The 14,430-nt window shown below is 57.4% G+C and carries 13 protein-coding genes; 6 read left to right on the top strand and 7 right to left on the bottom strand.

Annotated elements, in window-relative coordinates:
• Nucleotides 1–221: 221 nt before the first annotated feature.
• Nucleotides 222–1,172, bottom strand: a complete 951-nt coding sequence (gene speB / locus OW493_RS06530) for an agmatinase (protein WP_289863651.1) — start codon at nucleotides 1,170–1,172, stop codon at nucleotides 222–224.
• Nucleotides 1,173–1,566: 394 nt separating this feature from the next.
• On the opposite strand from speB, the gene OW493_RS06525 reads away from it, so the two are divergent.
• The 3 genes from OW493_RS06525 (at nucleotide 1,567) to OW493_RS06515 (ending at nucleotide 4,949) form a co-directional block, all read left to right on the top strand.
• The gene (locus OW493_RS06525; RefSeq protein ID WP_289863650.1) at nucleotides 1,567–3,225 is read left to right on the top strand and encodes a sigma 54-interacting transcriptional regulator; all 1,659 of its coding nucleotides are present in this window, start codon (nucleotides 1,567–1,569) and stop codon (nucleotides 3,223–3,225) included.
• 65 nt (nucleotides 3,226–3,290) lie between these two features.
• The gene (locus tag OW493_RS06520; RefSeq protein ID WP_289863649.1) at nucleotides 3,291–4,214 is read left to right on the top strand and encodes a hypothetical protein; all 924 of its coding nucleotides are present in this window, start codon (nucleotides 3,291–3,293) and stop codon (nucleotides 4,212–4,214) included.
• 144 nt (nucleotides 4,215–4,358) lie between these two features.
• Nucleotides 4,359–4,949 (top strand): hypothetical protein, encoded by a 591-nt coding sequence (locus OW493_RS06515; protein WP_289863648.1) that lies wholly within the window; start codon nucleotides 4,359–4,361, stop codon nucleotides 4,947–4,949.
• A gap of 12 nt (nucleotides 4,950–4,961) precedes the next feature.
• Here the strand turns inward: OW493_RS06515 and OW493_RS06510 are convergent, their stop codons facing one another.
• Nucleotides 4,962–6,047, bottom strand: coding sequence for a hypothetical protein (locus tag OW493_RS06510; protein ID WP_289863647.1), 1,086 nt, complete (start codon nucleotides 6,045–6,047; stop codon nucleotides 4,962–4,964).
• Nucleotides 6,048–6,204: 157 nt separating this feature from the next.
• Between OW493_RS06510 and OW493_RS06505 the strand changes: the two genes are divergently transcribed.
• Complete coding sequence (locus OW493_RS06505; RefSeq protein WP_289863646.1) at nucleotides 6,205–6,702, top strand: OsmC family protein; 498 nt, start codon at nucleotides 6,205–6,207, stop codon at nucleotides 6,700–6,702.
• 440 nt (nucleotides 6,703–7,142) lie between these two features.
• Nucleotides 7,143–7,415 (top strand): helix-turn-helix domain-containing protein, encoded by a 273-nt coding sequence (locus OW493_RS06500; RefSeq protein ID WP_289863645.1) that lies wholly within the window; start codon nucleotides 7,143–7,145, stop codon nucleotides 7,413–7,415.
• A 79-nt stretch (nucleotides 7,416–7,494) separates the two neighbouring features.
• On the opposite strand, the gene OW493_RS06495 is transcribed toward OW493_RS06500, so the two are convergent.
• The 5 genes from OW493_RS06495 to OW493_RS06475 form a co-directional block, all read right to left on the bottom strand.
• Complete coding sequence (locus OW493_RS06495) at nucleotides 7,495–8,163, bottom strand: RraA family protein (RefSeq protein WP_170212591.1); 669 nt, start codon at nucleotides 8,161–8,163, stop codon at nucleotides 7,495–7,497.
• Nucleotides 8,164–8,185: 22 nt separating this feature from the next.
• Entirely contained in the window at nucleotides 8,186–9,490 is a 1,305-nt protein-coding gene (locus tag OW493_RS06490; RefSeq protein ID WP_289863644.1) for a TRAP transporter large permease subunit, read from the bottom strand.
• 3 nt (nucleotides 9,491–9,493) lie between these two features.
• Nucleotides 9,494–10,045, bottom strand: coding sequence for a TRAP transporter small permease (locus tag OW493_RS06485; protein ID WP_279874900.1), 552 nt, complete (start codon nucleotides 10,043–10,045; stop codon nucleotides 9,494–9,496).
• A 10-nt stretch (nucleotides 10,046–10,055) separates the two neighbouring features.
• Nucleotides 10,056–11,045 (bottom strand): TRAP transporter substrate-binding protein DctP, encoded by a 990-nt coding sequence (gene dctP, locus OW493_RS06480; RefSeq protein ID WP_084208578.1) that lies wholly within the window; start codon nucleotides 11,043–11,045, stop codon nucleotides 10,056–10,058.
• Between the two features lie 662 nt (nucleotides 11,046–11,707).
• Complete coding sequence (locus OW493_RS06475) at nucleotides 11,708–13,135, bottom strand: sodium:solute symporter family protein (protein ID WP_164850310.1); 1,428 nt, start codon at nucleotides 13,133–13,135, stop codon at nucleotides 11,708–11,710.
• A gap of 187 nt (nucleotides 13,136–13,322) precedes the next feature.
• On the opposite strand from OW493_RS06475, the gene OW493_RS06470 reads away from it, so the two are divergent.
• Nucleotides 13,323–14,327, top strand: coding sequence for a LysR family transcriptional regulator (locus OW493_RS06470; protein WP_289863643.1), 1,005 nt, complete (start codon nucleotides 13,323–13,325; stop codon nucleotides 14,325–14,327).
• The last annotated feature ends 103 nt before the right edge of the window (nucleotides 14,328–14,430 follow it).

The following is a 14,430-nucleotide window of genomic DNA, read 5'->3' as shown; positions in this document are numbered from 1 at the left end:
GGAGTCATGCTGGGACGGTGCGTGCTCCGCCGTCGGGTCGATGCTGGTTGTCATTCGGGTCACCTTGATCTTGTTGTAATGGTCAGGCTCTGATCGGTCATTCGGCATGCGACATGCCGTCTTCGCGGGGGATTCTTCAAGTGCCAGAGACGGGACAGGCCCCTGGCACGCGACCCGCCCTCCGGCGGGGTCTTTCACTGGCAGTGGAGGCGCGGTGCGACTCAGTCGCGCTGCTGCACGCCCGGCAGTACGCAGAGCATCTCGTAGAGCAGGGTCGCGCCCATCAGCGCGGTATTGCCGCTGGTGTCGTAGGGCGGGGAGACTTCCATCAGGTCACCGCCGACGATATTGAGGCCACGTGCGCCGCGCACGATTTCCATGCCCTGGGGCATGGTCAGGCCGCCGGCTTCCACGGTGCCGGTGCCGGGGGCGACGGAGGGGTCCAGCCCGTCGATGTCGAAGGTGATGTACACCGGGTGATCGCCCATCATGTCGCGCACTTCGGCCATCAGCGGCGCGAGTGACTTGAACCAGCACATCTCGGCGGTTTCCACGCGGAAGCCCTGCTGACGGCACCAGTCGAAGTCATCGGCGGAGTAGCCGGTGCCACGCAGGCCGATCTGCACCACGCGGTGGCTGTCGAGCAGGCCTTCTTCCTGGGCACGACGAATCGGCGTGCCGTGGGCGATGGGCTCGCCGAACATGTGGTCATTCACGTCGGCGTGGGCATCGATGTGGATCAGGCCGACCGGGCCGTGCTTCTTGGCGATGGCGCGCAGCACCGGCAGGGTGACGGTGTGGTCACCGCCCAGGGTGAGCGGCACGCAATCGTGGCTGAGCACTTCATCGTAGAATTTCTCAATGATGTCCATGCTCTTGGGCAGGTGGAAGGTGTTGATCGGCACATCGCCGATGTCCGCCACCTGCAGGCTGTCGAAGGGCGCGGCGCGGGTGGCCATGTTGTAGGGGCGCAGCATGCGCGATTCATCACGGATCTGACGCGGGCCGAGACGCGCGCCCGGACGGTTGGAGGTACCGATGTCCAGCGGAATGCCGATGAAGGCGGCATCCAGGCCTTCCGCGGTTTCCTGAGCCGGCAGGCGCATCATGGTGGCCGGGCCGCCGAAACGTGGCATGTCGTTGCCGCCCAGTGGCTGATTGAATTCGCTCATCTGTCTCTCCAGGGTCTTGAGTCGCTCGCGATACGCTGACGGCGAGCGGGGTATTGTGATGGTTCGCCTGATCGCCTGGCCGGACGGTGTGATGAAAGCCGGCGATTCTCCTTGGCGCATACCCCAGCACTGCAGTAACCATGCCAATTTTCAGTCGATTGATTTTATTGGATTTTCTAAAGAGATGGTTGTCGAGTGATTCATTTGTGGATCACTCGTGCGTCAATATCGATTCAAAAATGGATCGTCGATTCATTTGTGGATCACATTCAGGCATCATCGAGAGTGTCTTTTAGCGCAGTACTTGCAGCGCACTGTCAGGAAGAAAGACCTGCGAGAAAGACCCGCAGAAAGCCCCGTCCCGATTCCCAGGCTCGACCATGAGGTACCCGCCATGTCAGAGCTCGACCACCAGATTCTCAAGACCATCATCGACACCGCCCATGACCACTACTTCGTGGTGAGCGCGGACGGCCAGGTGCTGGATGTCAGCCCCGGCGCCGCAGCGGTCTATGGCATGACGCGTGAGGCGCTGTGTGCCGCCAACGTGCATGACCTGGAAGCCAGCGGGGTGCTCAAGCCCTCCATCAGCCTGGAGGTGCTGCGCACAGGGAGAACGCTGCAGATGATGCAGCTCACCGCCACCGGGCGGCGGGTGGTGGCGCAGGCGCATCCGGTATTCGTCGCGGGCAAGCTCGAGTGCGTGGTCAGCCGCTCGATGGATCTCACCGATATCCAGCTATTGCAGCAGGAATATGCGGTGCTCCAGCAACGCTTCACGGATCACCTGCGGCGCAACTCGCGGGGCAGTGAGCTGGGCGGGGGGAGTGCGGGGGAAAGTGATTGGGGGGCGGTGGGGAGTGTGCGCTCAGGTGCCGAGCAGACTACCCATGACGCGCAGCAGCAGGGGCGTGCCCTGTGTGAGCAGGCCGCGCGTGAGCAGGCGGAGTGCGAGGACGCCGCGCTGGAACTGGGCGAGCTACAGGTCAAAAGCCCCGTGATGCGGGAGATAGCGCTGCTGCTCAAGCGGGTCGCGCCCACCAACGCCACGGTACTGATGCTGGGCGAATCCGGGGTCGGCAAGACTGCCTTCGCCCATCAACTGCATCGTTGGAGCCAACGCGCCGACGGCCCCTTCATCGAGGTGAACTGTGGCGCCATCCCCGAAAGCCTGTTCGAGTCCGAGATGTTCGGCTATCAAGCCGGTGCCTTCACCGGCGCGGGCAATCGCGGCAAGGCGGGCCTGATGGAACAGGCCGAAGGCGGCACCCTGTTTCTGGATGAAATCGGTGAGCTGCCGCTCGCCACCCAGACCAAGCTGCTCAAGGTGATTCAGGACGGAATGATCACCCGCCTGGGCGACACCACCACCCGCCGCGCCGACTTCCGACTGGTCGTCGCCACCAATCAAGACCTCGCCGCCCGCGTGGAGCAAGGCCAGTTCCGCCTCGACCTCTACTACCGCATCAATGTGCTCCCCGTCAGCCTGCCGCCGCTGCGCGAACGCCGCGAAGACATTCCCGCCCTGATCGAGCAACACCTCTCCCGCCTCAATCAACGTCACGGTCGCCGCAAACTCCTCGACGCCACCCTATGGCCCATCCTCATGCGTCAGGACTGGCTCGGCAATATCCGCGAACTGGAAAACTGGCTGGAACGCGCCTGGCTCAGCGCCCCCAGTGATGTCATTGACAGCGACTCAGTGAAATCACTGCTCAACACTTGTTCCACGAATAACGCTAATGGACTAGGCAATTCATTTGGCTTCAGTAATGACAAATCTAATGGAATAGGCGTTACTGAAAGTTTTCCCACTGCCGATACATTACATAGAGAAAAATCCCTCTCAGCGCCTGCCGCTGAGGGGGCGGTAGCCATGCCAGTCCCCAAACTCGGCCCCAATGAAACGCTCAAGGAAGGCCTTGCGCGTATAGAAGCACATTGGTTACGCGAGATGGCTGCCGAGCTGCCCAGTACCTATGCGATAGCCAAGAGGGCAGGGATCAGTCAGCCGTCGGTGGTGAGAAAACTAAACAAAAAAGCTAGTCTTTAATTAACTGTTAACTCTTGGTTTAATTAGTTGGCTGTGTTGTTTTTAACTAGATAGAGTAGTTGTTCATGATAAATAATGTGTTCCCTAAAAGTACAATTGATCTCCTGTCCTCTGTACTAACAGTGTTTTTTAAGTTTGGATTGATGTTTGGTGGTTTTGTTTTTTTCTTATATTGTTTGAGGATAGGGTATTTTCCTACAGGTGTGTCTTTAGGTGATGGGCTTATATTTATATTTTGCGCCGGATCCTTTTCTATTATATTTTTGTTGTTTATGATTCCGAATATATGCTTAGGTTTGTTGATGTTGTCTTTTATATCCTACCTGTCAAAAAGGGTAGTGCTTAGGCTGAACAAGAACAAGTGGAGATATGATGTCGATAAAGATATTTATAATGTAAGATATTTTAATTTATTTATTGTGCTAATGTCTCTTTCCGCAATAATAATAATAATCGGGTCAAATTGGCCTGCAGGGAAAAAAATAGATAGTTTCGATGATATGTTATCATCTTTCCTGTCTTTTTCTTTGTTAGTTTCATTTTTGGTGCCCTTATTAAATGGCATGATGTTTTATTTGCTAGTGTATGTCACGAAAAAAAGAAGTTTACTTTATGATTATCGTAGTCAAAGTGTAAAGAGTGATCATTCAAACACTAACTTTTCCATGTTTATTGGAGCAGTTGTCTTTTTAATGATGGTAATCACAGCAGGCTTAGGCGGGAAGGGTGGTGAAATGCTCATGGGATCTATGAAAATGTTAGGTATACGTACAGAGAATGTTATTGTCCACATTAAAAAGCCATACTATACCTACGCCAAGCTTCACCAAATTAACCTAGTTCCTAGTGAATTTGGAGAGTCATATATGAGGATGGAAAAAGCTGATATATTAATGAGTGGCTTTGGTGATAATGTTGTTGTTGGATTTGAAGAGAGCAAGGACAAGTTAATTATACCCAAAGATTATGTATTCGTTGTTCACGAGTAGTCAATGTCACAAAATGACATAATTCATTGATTCAGTGCGGGCAAGTATTCATGTCAACGGCGTACTTTTTATCTACTGCTTGTATGTTAAATCTTAAATGATTCTTGGTGGATTTTTATGATTAGGTTAATATTCGGCTATTTCTTGGGGTTACTAACTGCTCTAATTTTTTTGTTTTACCAAGATAAGCTGAAAGATTATCTAACGATTGGCGTAGTTATTAATATGGTGATCGCTACTGCTACTGTTATTGCTGTGATTATTCATCTGAGCTCTGTTGTTATATCAAGGCGCGATAGAGTTTGGGATGCAAACAAGCATGTGCTTATGGACTTTAGGGAGGCACTCTCGGAAGTTATCGAGGCAAATGATTATTACTCTAAGATAGAGCTTGCTAGAATTTTTAATGAGGAGCCTCCAGATGAGGAAAACAAGCCTAAGGAAGAAGTGTATTACGTTTATAGTAAAAAACATAAATTTATTAAGGATGTATATGGCTCGATTTTAGATGCAAATTTAATTAAAGCTATGGATGTTAGTTATAAAGAAAATAATAAAATAAATGGACGCGTTCACCAAGAAGATCTTAATATATTGGAGGCTTACTCTAAATCATCTGATTTATATGGGTATTTAAAAAGAGAGCTCGATATATATATTGCAAAAAAGTCAGGTATTAAGGTGAGAGTTGGTGCATTAACTTCTCTTAAATCTAAGCTATATAAGTATCTCTAAGGTACACTATATTCATTTCATCACCACCAGACTCCCCATCACCCCTTCACACAACGGCTTGATCTCACTGAAGCCTTCTTCGACGGTGAGGTCTGTCTTGGCTTTGGCGTAGGCGGTGCCGTCGGCGGCGGGGTGATAGCTGGTGCAGTGCAGGCGGATCAGCTTGTCGTCGAGGAAGAGGCCGTATTCGCGGGTCTGCGAGGTGATGGGTGTGCCCTGGTGTCGTTGTGTCATGGCGATATCGAACCAGTAGGCCTGACGGTGATCCACCCGGGTCAGGCCGGAGTCGAGCATCTGACTGTTGATGGGCGCCCACTGGGCCAGCGTATTGGTGGAGGCCATCACCTTGAGCTGCCCGTCACTGACGGTGTCGCCATGCAGGTCATAGATCTCGAGGATGATCATGTCGGTGCCGGTACCGGCCTGACTCTGCCACTTCTGCACGATATGCGGTAGGCGACCCTCGGCGGCAGACCACGAGGCGGGCAGGTGCAGCGCAAGGTTGATGCCCAGCGACTTGGCATGGCCCTTGGAATGGAATTCCTGGAAATAGCCGTCGTACAGTTCGTACACCGGCTCTATCTGGTACTTGGTCGCCAGCAGGAATTCCTTGAAGGGTGAGGGCAGGTATTCGCCCTCGGCACGCAGGCGGATGGCCTTGATGAAGCGGGCGGCGAAGTCGGTGGTCAGCTTGTCGGCGGTCAGTTGCGGGGCCAGTTCCTTCTGCATCTGCCGGCGAATCCCGTCGAGCACTTCGCGTGCGTGCTCGCGCCCCATCAGGCTTTCGAGGTTGTCCGCGAGACGTGTGGTGATATCGGGGAAGGCATTCGCGAAGTAGGCGGAGGCAAGGTCAGCGTCATGCGCGAGTTCAGGATAGGTCTCGGCGATGCGCGCCAGCGTGATGTCCTGAGCGATGACGAAGCCGTAGGTGCTGCTCAGGGTATTGATGACCCGAGGCGTGGGGCGGAACTGTGCGGCGTCGGCGCGTGCCGAGGCACCGACAGTCATGAAACATAAGCCCAGGCCGAGCCCGACTGTCAGGGCGGCGATTGCCAGCCCGGGAATCCCGGTAAACCGTCGTCCAGCTGCAAACGCCATGCGTGACATCCTGTCAGAGTGCGAATGTGCCAATCCTATCATCGGCGTGTGGGGACTTCTTGCTTCCCCTCCTTGATTGGAAGACTAATCATGCGGAAGTATCAGGCGGCACGTCATGCCGGCGTCCGCGCTCCCCTTGTGAAGAGACCCCCAGACAATGACGTCCAGACAACACCATTATTCGGTTGATCTCGAGTGGATCGGCAATCGCGGTGAGGGCACTACGCATTACACCGCCTATGAGCGCGATTTCGTGGCCAGTGTCAGTGGCAAGCCGAGCCTTGAAGGCTCCGCGGACCCCGCCTTTCGGGGTAACGGTGCGCGCTGGAATCCTGAAGACCTGCTGGTGGCTTCCGTCTCGGCCTGCCACAAGCTGTGGTATCTGCATCTGTGTGCCGACGCCGGCATTCGTGTCATGACCTATCTCGATCACGCTGAGGGCACGATGCGGGAAGGCACCAGTGGCGGCAAAGGCGATCCAGCTGCTGAGGCGGGCCGCTTCACCGCCATCGTGCTGCGACCTGAGATCACCCTGGCCGCCGGCGACGATATCGCGCTCGCCCTTGAGCTGCACCACCGGGCGCATGCGCTGTGCTTCATCGCCAATTCGCTGAATTTCCCGGTCAGCTGCGAGGCAGTGATCACCCATCAGTGATGGGCAGCTTCAGTCCGCGTCAGACTGACCGTGTCGGACTGACCGTGTCAGAACCCGAAAGGCCACCAGAGCAATCTGGTGGCCTTTTTTGATTTCAGCGCTTTATGACACTTCAATTTGTACCTTAAAAAGGTAAGCCACTAGCAGAAATTTAATAGTGCAATAGTGCAATAGTGCAGTAGTGCAATAAAGTTTTGCTCAAAACTAGAACGCATGAAATTAGATTAGGCGAAGAACAGTTAAAGCGCCGAATAAGCTTTGCGCTTACTGGGTCTGTAAAAGGGGCTGCTGCTTCGGCATCTTTTTTAAAATAGACGCAGTGCTTAGTCAACACTTTTTTTGGATTTTTATTTTTGAGTTTTTAGTTGAAGTGGCTGAGGTTTTATGAATTATAATATTGGTGTCAGATCATCGATAGATCGATTACTGGAGATAGGGATATGCGAGGAAAGAAAGTAACAAGTCAAGAAAGTTTAGCGATGATTAAAATGTGGTCGACGCAAGCTTATTCGCAAGATGAAATCGCTGATATTATGGGGCTGGCCGAAATTACAGTAAAGCGAACTATATCCTGCTATTTAGGTGATGGATATGAGCCTTGCTGTCCGAAGCCTGGTTGTCAGAAAATCAAGATTGAGTGTGAAAGGTTGAAAAAAGTTAATATGGTACAAAAAGATAAGCTAGAAAAAATTGAATCGGTTTGTAAGTTTTAAGTTTAAAGCTTGCATGACATGTGGATAAGTATCTCATAAATGGGGGGAGCATCCCCCCCAAATAATTCAAAACTAATGATCAGCCGCGTGCGTTCACTTCCTCGATCAGCTGGCTTGCGCCAGTGAGGTCGGGCAGGCAGGCACCATCGGCGATCTTCGCCAGCAGCACGTCCTCGGCCTGTTGGACCTCGATGGCGTGGGTGGCGATGGCGGAGACCTCTGAGGGGGCCATGACGATGACACCGCTTTCGTCTGCGAGGATGGCATCGCCCGGATTGACGACCACGCCGCCGATGCTGACCGGCACGTTGAGTGCGCCGCCGATTCCGGCGAAGCGGGTGGTAAGCGAGGCGACCCCGCGACTCCACACCGGGAAATGCTTGTCGCGAATGGTCAGCGCATCGGTGGCCATGCCGTCGATCACCACGCCTGCCACGCCCAGGCGTGAGGCGACCGTGGTCATCACGCCGCCCCAGCAGGCGCGGTGGCGATCGCCCTGACGATGCACGATCAGCACATCGCCCGGGCGCACCAGACGCATCAGGTGGTTGAGCAGGGTGCCATCTTCCGGTGGCAGCGAGACGGTGACGGCGGTGCCGGCAATCCGTACCTGGGGCAGCATGCAGGCAATCGCCGGTTCGACGAAGCCGTGGGTGTGGAAGTGGCCGATGGTGGCCGTCTCGCACTGGGTGAGCTGTGCCAGCAGCTCCGGCGCGACCTGGTCTGGCATGTCATTGAGTTGGTACATGGAAGTCTCTCGGCGTGGTCGGTCAGATCAGGCTGGGCAGGAAGGTGGTGAGTGCCGGTACCCAGTAGAGCATCAGCATCGCGAACAGGAAGCAGATGACGATGGGCCAGGCGGCGGCGTAGATGGTCTGCATCGGGGTCGCGGGGGCGGCACCTTTCACCGCGAACAGGTTGTAGCCGAAGGGCGGGGTGAGACTGCCCACCGAGATGTTGATCAAGAACAGCGTCCAGAACCACACCGGGTCAAAGCCATACAGCTTGACCAACGGCGCGTAGATGGGAATCACCACCATCATGAAGGCGATCTGGTCGATGAACATGCAGGCGATCAGCGGAATCAGCATCAGGATCAGCAGCATCCATACCGGGTCGAGATCCAGCCCGGTCACGCTGCTCACCAGCCCGCTGGTCGCGCCGGTGAAGCTCAACAACTGCGAGAACAGTTTCGAGCACGCCAGGATCAGGATGATCATGGTGCTGACCTTCAGCGACGACATCACCGCTTCGCCCGCCATCTTGAAGGAGAACTTGCGGTAGTAGGCGGCGACCAGCAGTGAGCCCAGCACGCCGGTGGCGGCGGACTCGGACGGTGTGGCGATACCGAGCAGGATCAACCCGAGCACGGCGAAGATGATGATGCTGAACGGCAGCATGTTGATCAGGGCGCGACGCTTCTCCTTTGTCGTGCCGCCACCGCTTTCATCGACCGGCGGCGCGCGGCGAGGGTCCAGCGTGATGCGCACCTTCACGTAGAGGATGAACAGCGCAGCCAGCAGGATGCCGGGCAGAATACCGGCGATCAGCAGCCGCGCGATGGAGACATCCACCATCGAGCCGATGATGATCACCAACAGGCTCGGCGGGATGATCGGCGCGAGACTCGCCCCGCCCAGAATCAGGCCGATGGAGAGCTTGTCGTCATAGCCGCGCTCCTGCATGGTCGGCAGCGCCGAGCGACTGAGCATGGCGGTCACGGCCAGTGCCGAGCCGGACAGGGCGCCGAACAGGGTCGAGAGGGCGACGACGAAGAAGTAGAGGCGGCCTTTCATGCGGCCCATCAGGGCATCCAGCGAGTCGAAGATCACATCGATGGAGCCGGAGCGGAACAGCAGCTCCCCCATCAGCACGAACAGCGCGATGGTGGTCAGCGTCTCCGAGGTCATGCTGTCGTAGACACTGTTGGCGAACATGCCGAAACCGGCGGTGCCCATCAACCACAGCGTGCCCAGCACGTTGATGGTCAGGAAGGCGGCGAAGACGGGGATGCCGAGGGCGAACAGGCCCATCAGCAAGGCGATGGCCAGGCCCAGAGAGAAATACCATTCCATGACTCAGGGTCCTTTTCTGGCGTCGGTGGTCGCCGAGGAGGCGGCGGAGTCGGAGTCGTCCGATGGGGTCGTCTCGGGCGCGGCGCGCGTGAAGGCGTGGCGCAGGAAGTAGAGGGCCGCATTGATCAACGCGTAGGCGATGAAGGAGGACACCCAGACCTTGGGGATATCGAGCCCCATGGCGGTGGTGGTGTGGTACTGGAACTGACGCAGGCTTTCCTGCAGGCAGATCCAGCCGGCCACGGCGCAGACGCCACCGGTGATCAGCGCCAGCAGGCGGTCATAGAGGGCGCGGGTGGCAGGGCTGAGGCGTTCCGGCAGCACGGTGATGGCGATATGGCCATGGGTACGTGCCAGTTCCGGCGCGGCCAGCGAGATGGAGAGGCACAGCAGGTAGGCCACCATCGCGCCGGACCACAGGGTGGGCGAATTGAAGAAATAGCGCGCGATGACTTCCAGCCAGAAGCACAGGACGATGCCACACAGGGTGACACCGCCCAGAAGGAAGCCTGCTCGCGTCACGCCGTCATGCACACGTGCAAGCAGGGTTGGCATGGTGGATTCCTTACTCGCTGACGGTGGTCAGGTGCTTCTCGATCGCCAGCTCGCGCATGGCGGTCACGGCTTCCGGCGACTTGTCGATGCCCAGCTGCCAGATACCGTCGGTGACCAGGGCATCCAGACGCTCGGCATCTTCCGGGGCGAATTCGGTGGCCTGCATGCCAGCCTCGTTCAGCGCCTTCCATTCCTCGATCGCCAGTTCATCCAGCACCGGGACGATCTCGGTCTCCAGCTGACGGCCCTCGTCAAGCAGCACCTTCTGCTGCTCTGGGGTCAGGCTGTTGAAGGCGTTGAGGTTCATCAGCACGAAGTTGTAAGTCTGACCGAAGGTCGGCTTGGAGTAGTAGCCGGCGACTTCCTGCCAGCCCATGTCCTTGACGCCGTTCAGGCCCCAGGCCGCGCCGTCGATCACGCCACGGTCCATCGCCGAGTAGACGTCGCCACTGGACATCAGCACCGGCGTACCGCCCAGCCCCTTGGTGACATTGGTATAGGTGGGGCTGCCGCGCAGACGACGCCCGTCCAGACCCGGCGTGCCGGTGATCGGCTCCTTCAGCACGTACTGGAAACCATGGCTGCCCAGCGGCGGAATCGCGATCAGCTTGAGGCCCAGGCCGTTGTAGTGCTCATCGACCATGTCCCACAGGCCGGATTCGCGGGTCTGTTCCGGATTCACTGCCACGCCATCCATCGCCGCGCCGACGCCAGTGGTGTTGGTGTGATAGGCGGCGTGGGTGTAGAGCAGCTGGAAGACACCGGCAGCGACGGGCTGCAGCTGCTCGAAGGGCGGCACGACGTCCGGGCCGGTCAGCTGGATGGTGAGGTCGGCGGCGTCATTGGCTTCGACTTCCTTGATGAAGCGCTGGGCGATTTCACGGGAATAGGCGGTGGTCTGGTCGTAACTGGACAGCATGCGCAGTTCGGTGGCCATTGACTGGGTGGCCGGGAGCAGTGCGAGCAGCGGGAGCAACAGAGCGGGCTTGAGGGTTTTCATAGCAGTTTCCACTTTATCGTTATTGTGTCGGGCGATGCTGACTGCACGTACCTGGTGGGATCAGATGGCCAGGAGGTGCAGCGGCGTCCCTTGCGACTTGTCGTTGATGGTACGTCTTCAATCTATGAGCCGCCTTGGCTGCGGTCAACGAATCATCAGCCTTTTGGGCTTTCAAATTTCAATATGCAGTATTTGCGAGATTTATGTAAGAAAACCTGTGTGTTTTGTCCAGTGACTTCCAGCGTCAATTCGAGGGGCATAGTTCGGCAATTCAAGGCAAAGTCCCGGTGCGAACCACAAGGCAACACGAGATGATCCTGGTAGAGAAACCAGAGTGATACTGGCAGATATCTCAGAGTACTTCTGACCGATACAGGGGGATGAATCTGGTGGAAAGCGATGGAATACAAGGTGAGAACGCAAGGGAAGGGGGGAGAAAAAGAGGAAAGAACAGACACCACTGCAAGAAAGGCAAGAACCGCAGGGCTTCGAGCGAAGACCGCAACAAGGCCCCGGTTCTCGATGTCGTGATGACAGCATCGGGAACCGGGGCTTCATGTTGCATGCATCAGGTCCTATGCATCAGGTCTCATGCAGCAGGTCTCATGCATGACGAGGCGTGCCCCAGCGTCTGACAGCGGCGCGAGTCCCGCTCATCAGGCTCAGCGCGTGGCGGTGTCGGTCGCGAGGTTCAGACTCGGCTTGCGCAGCGCCAACGGCATCAGTGCCAGCGAGACCGGCAGGCCGATCATCACCGGATGCAGCCCGAAGGGATGACCCAGCAGCTGCCAGAGAATGGCGGTGGCAAGCCCGCCCCACATCATGATCACCCCGCCGCGCGGGTCTGGCGAGCGGCGACACAGGGCCACCACCGTCGGCACCAGTACCCCGCAGACAAGCATCGCGCTGCCAAGAATCCAGATATCCAGCAGGCGCGGGGCGTAGAGTGCCAGACCCAGCGAAATCAAGGACATGGCGATCACCGAGTGACGGCTCATGCGTAGCATGAAGGCATCATCACGGCCCTTCATGCGCGGCTTGATCACGTCATTGGCAATCGACGAGGCGCCGGCGATGAAGAACGAATCCGCACACGAGATGATGGTCGCCAGCAGCACCACGACCATGCTGACCATCAGCGGCAGTGGCAGGGTGGCCTTGATGATGGCGTAGAAGGACAGGTCCGGATTGGCCACCGCGATGTCCAGGCCCAGCCTGGCGAAGGCACCGATCAACACCACGGCACCACCGACCAGCAGCGTGAAGACGATGGCCACGGCGTAGCCGGTACGTGCCGCCTTGAGGCTGCGCGCGGCCCAGAAGCGCTGCCACAGGTCCTGGCGCACGAACTGATAGGCGCCGATGGTCAGCATGTAGACCGCCAGTTCATGGCCGGAGATGCCGGTCAGGCTCAGGAAGTCAGGGCTGCCCTGTGGTGTGGGCGATGCACTGATGATCTCCCAGCTGCCGCTGGCGTAGTAGACGGTGACCAGAAGGAAGAAGATGCCCAGTGTCTGCAGGGTACCGAGAATCGCATCCGACCAGATGACCGCCATCAGGCCGCCCAGCCACGTCTTGGCGGTCAGCAGCGCCCAGGTCAGCAGGATACCCACCGGCAGCGCCAGGCCGAATACCAGCTTGAGCACCGTGGCCACCGCCACGAACTGCATGCCGGTGATGGCCGCGTAGGCGCACAGGATGCTCAGCAGAGTGGGGAGTCTGACCCCCTCGCCGAAACGGCTGACCAGAAAGTCGGCCAGTGTCACCATCTCCAGGCGCCGGCCTTCGGCGTGAATCTTGCCGATGAAGAAGTACAGCGCGATGCCGGCGACGGTCATGCCCACCGGCAGCCACAGCTGCCCCATGCCGAAGGTGTAGCCCTTGGAGACGAAGCCCAGCAGGGTGGAGCCGCCGACGGCAGTGCCGACAAGCGTGCAGATCAGCGGAAAGGTCGCGGTGGAACGGCCGGCGACATTGTAGTCATCATAGGTCTTGATACGGCGAAAGAAATACAGCGAAAGCCCCATCAGAAATAGGCCACATGCTATGATCATGATCGAGAGAATCTCGGTTTCTCGGCTATCGAACATTGTCATTTTTCCGCATTGTTGATGTTGTATTGATCGTCATTGCCAGCTTGAGAGAAAGGCAATATATCACTCAAGTGGATGGCAATGGCGAGGCAGTGCTGACTTTCATGCTACCTGGCTCGTCACGAAGACGTTGCGTGGCCATTGCCACGCCGGGTGCGTCATTTTCTGGACAGGAATCCTCGCCATGCGACCCATCCATGACACTCTGGACTGGAACCTGCTGAGAACCTTCATCGTCATCGTTCAGGAGGAAAGTGTCAGTCGAGCGGCAGCCCGTCTCTATCTGTCCCAGCCGGCGGTGAGTCTGTCACTCAAGCGTCTGGAAGAGCGTCTCGGGCAACGGTTGATTGAACGAGACAGTCACAGCTTTCGCGTGACAGGGGCGGGGCAGGTGGTCTATCGCGAGGCCGTGGAGATCTACGCCAACGTGGCGCGTCTCGCCTCTGAGGTGGGCAACAGTCATACGGAGATTTCCGGGCATGTCTCGCTCCTTTTCATTACCGGCATCGAGTGCCGATTCCTTGATAGCGTGTTCGCGCGCTTTCATCGCTGTTTCCCCCAGGTCACCTTCTCGATCCAGGAGATGTCCAGTCACGAGGTGCAGCAGGGCCTGTTGCAGCGCCAGGGCGCTCTGGGCATCTGCCTGGCGCAGCAGACACCGGAGCCACTGATGTCCCAGGTGCTGGCGCGCCAGAATTACCGCTACTTCTGTGGTCGCATGCATCCGCTCTTCGGTCAGCAGAATCTGCCGCTGGAGGCGCTGCGCAATGAGCGTTATGTCTCCTTCGGCAGCGAGCAGCTCGATGGCGTGCTGTCTCCGCTGGCGATGTTCCGCGCCCGCGAGGGCTTGCAGGGCCCGGTGATCGGTCAATCCAGCAGCCTGCAGGAAATCCGCCGCATGGTGCTGGCCGGCTGGGGCATCGGCTGCATGCCGGAGCACATCGTGCGGCGTGAGGTCGAGGAGCAGCAGCTGTGGCCCTTGCCACCCTACGGTGGCGTGGCCGATATCGACCTGCACCTGATGTGGCACCGTGAGGCGCGTTTCAGCGCCGCCGAATCCACCTTCGTCGACTTCCTGCACAACGCGCTGGCCAAGGTGCCGCTGGAGGAGCGTCTGCATCGCGGTCTGGAAATGCAGCTGCCGGACGCCAATGCCGTGCTGGCCAGTGACGGCGCGCCCGCCACTTGAGTCACCCCTGGCGCTCGATCAAGACCTTGTCGTGAAGACCGTCCTCAAGCCCGTCCTGAAGCCCGTTCTGAAGCGCGTCCTGAATGGCCCGCGCCGCTGTCAC

Source organism: Cobetia sp. 14N.309.X.WAT.E.A4 (genome assembly GCF_030397495.1).
Taxonomy (GTDB): Bacteria; Pseudomonadota; Gammaproteobacteria; order Pseudomonadales; family Halomonadaceae; genus Cobetia; species Cobetia marina.
The sequence above is the reverse complement of the archived record's forward strand: the minus strand, read 5'-3'. Positions and strand labels throughout refer to the sequence as shown.

What these genes read in the sequence shown, in the direction of transcription:
- speB (WP_289863651.1), bottom strand. Translation starts at nt 1,172, where the DNA reads ATGAGCGAATTCAATCAGCCACTGGGCGGCAACGACATGCCACGTTTC.
- OW493_RS06525 (WP_289863650.1), top strand. Translation starts at nt 1,567, where the DNA reads ATGTCAGAGCTCGACCACCAGATTCTCAAGACCATCATCGACACCGCC.
- OW493_RS06520 (WP_289863649.1), top strand. Translation starts at nt 3,291, where the DNA reads ATGATAAATAATGTGTTCCCTAAAAGTACAATTGATCTCCTGTCCTCT.
- OW493_RS06510 (WP_289863647.1), bottom strand. Translation starts at nt 6,047, where the DNA reads ATGGCGTTTGCAGCTGGACGACGGTTTACCGGGATTCCCGGGCTGGCA.
- OW493_RS06505 (WP_289863646.1), top strand. Translation starts at nt 6,205, where the DNA reads ATGACGTCCAGACAACACCATTATTCGGTTGATCTCGAGTGGATCGGC.
- OW493_RS06500 (WP_289863645.1), top strand. Translation starts at nt 7,143, where the DNA reads ATGCGAGGAAAGAAAGTAACAAGTCAAGAAAGTTTAGCGATGATTAAA.
- OW493_RS06495 (WP_170212591.1), bottom strand. Translation starts at nt 8,163, where the DNA reads ATGTACCAACTCAATGACATGCCAGACCAGGTCGCGCCGGAGCTGCTG.
- OW493_RS06490 (WP_289863644.1), bottom strand. Translation starts at nt 9,490, where the DNA reads ATGGAATGGTATTTCTCTCTGGGCCTGGCCATCGCCTTGCTGATGGGC.
- OW493_RS06485 (WP_279874900.1), bottom strand. Translation starts at nt 10,045, where the DNA reads ATGCCAACCCTGCTTGCACGTGTGCATGACGGCGTGACGCGAGCAGGC.
- dctP (WP_084208578.1), bottom strand. Translation starts at nt 11,045, where the DNA reads ATGAAAACCCTCAAGCCCGCTCTGTTGCTCCCGCTGCTCGCACTGCTC.
- OW493_RS06475 (WP_164850310.1), bottom strand. Translation starts at nt 13,135, where the DNA reads ATGTTCGATAGCCGAGAAACCGAGATTCTCTCGATCATGATCATAGCA.
- OW493_RS06470 (WP_289863643.1), top strand. Translation starts at nt 13,323, where the DNA reads ATGCGACCCATCCATGACACTCTGGACTGGAACCTGCTGAGAACCTTC.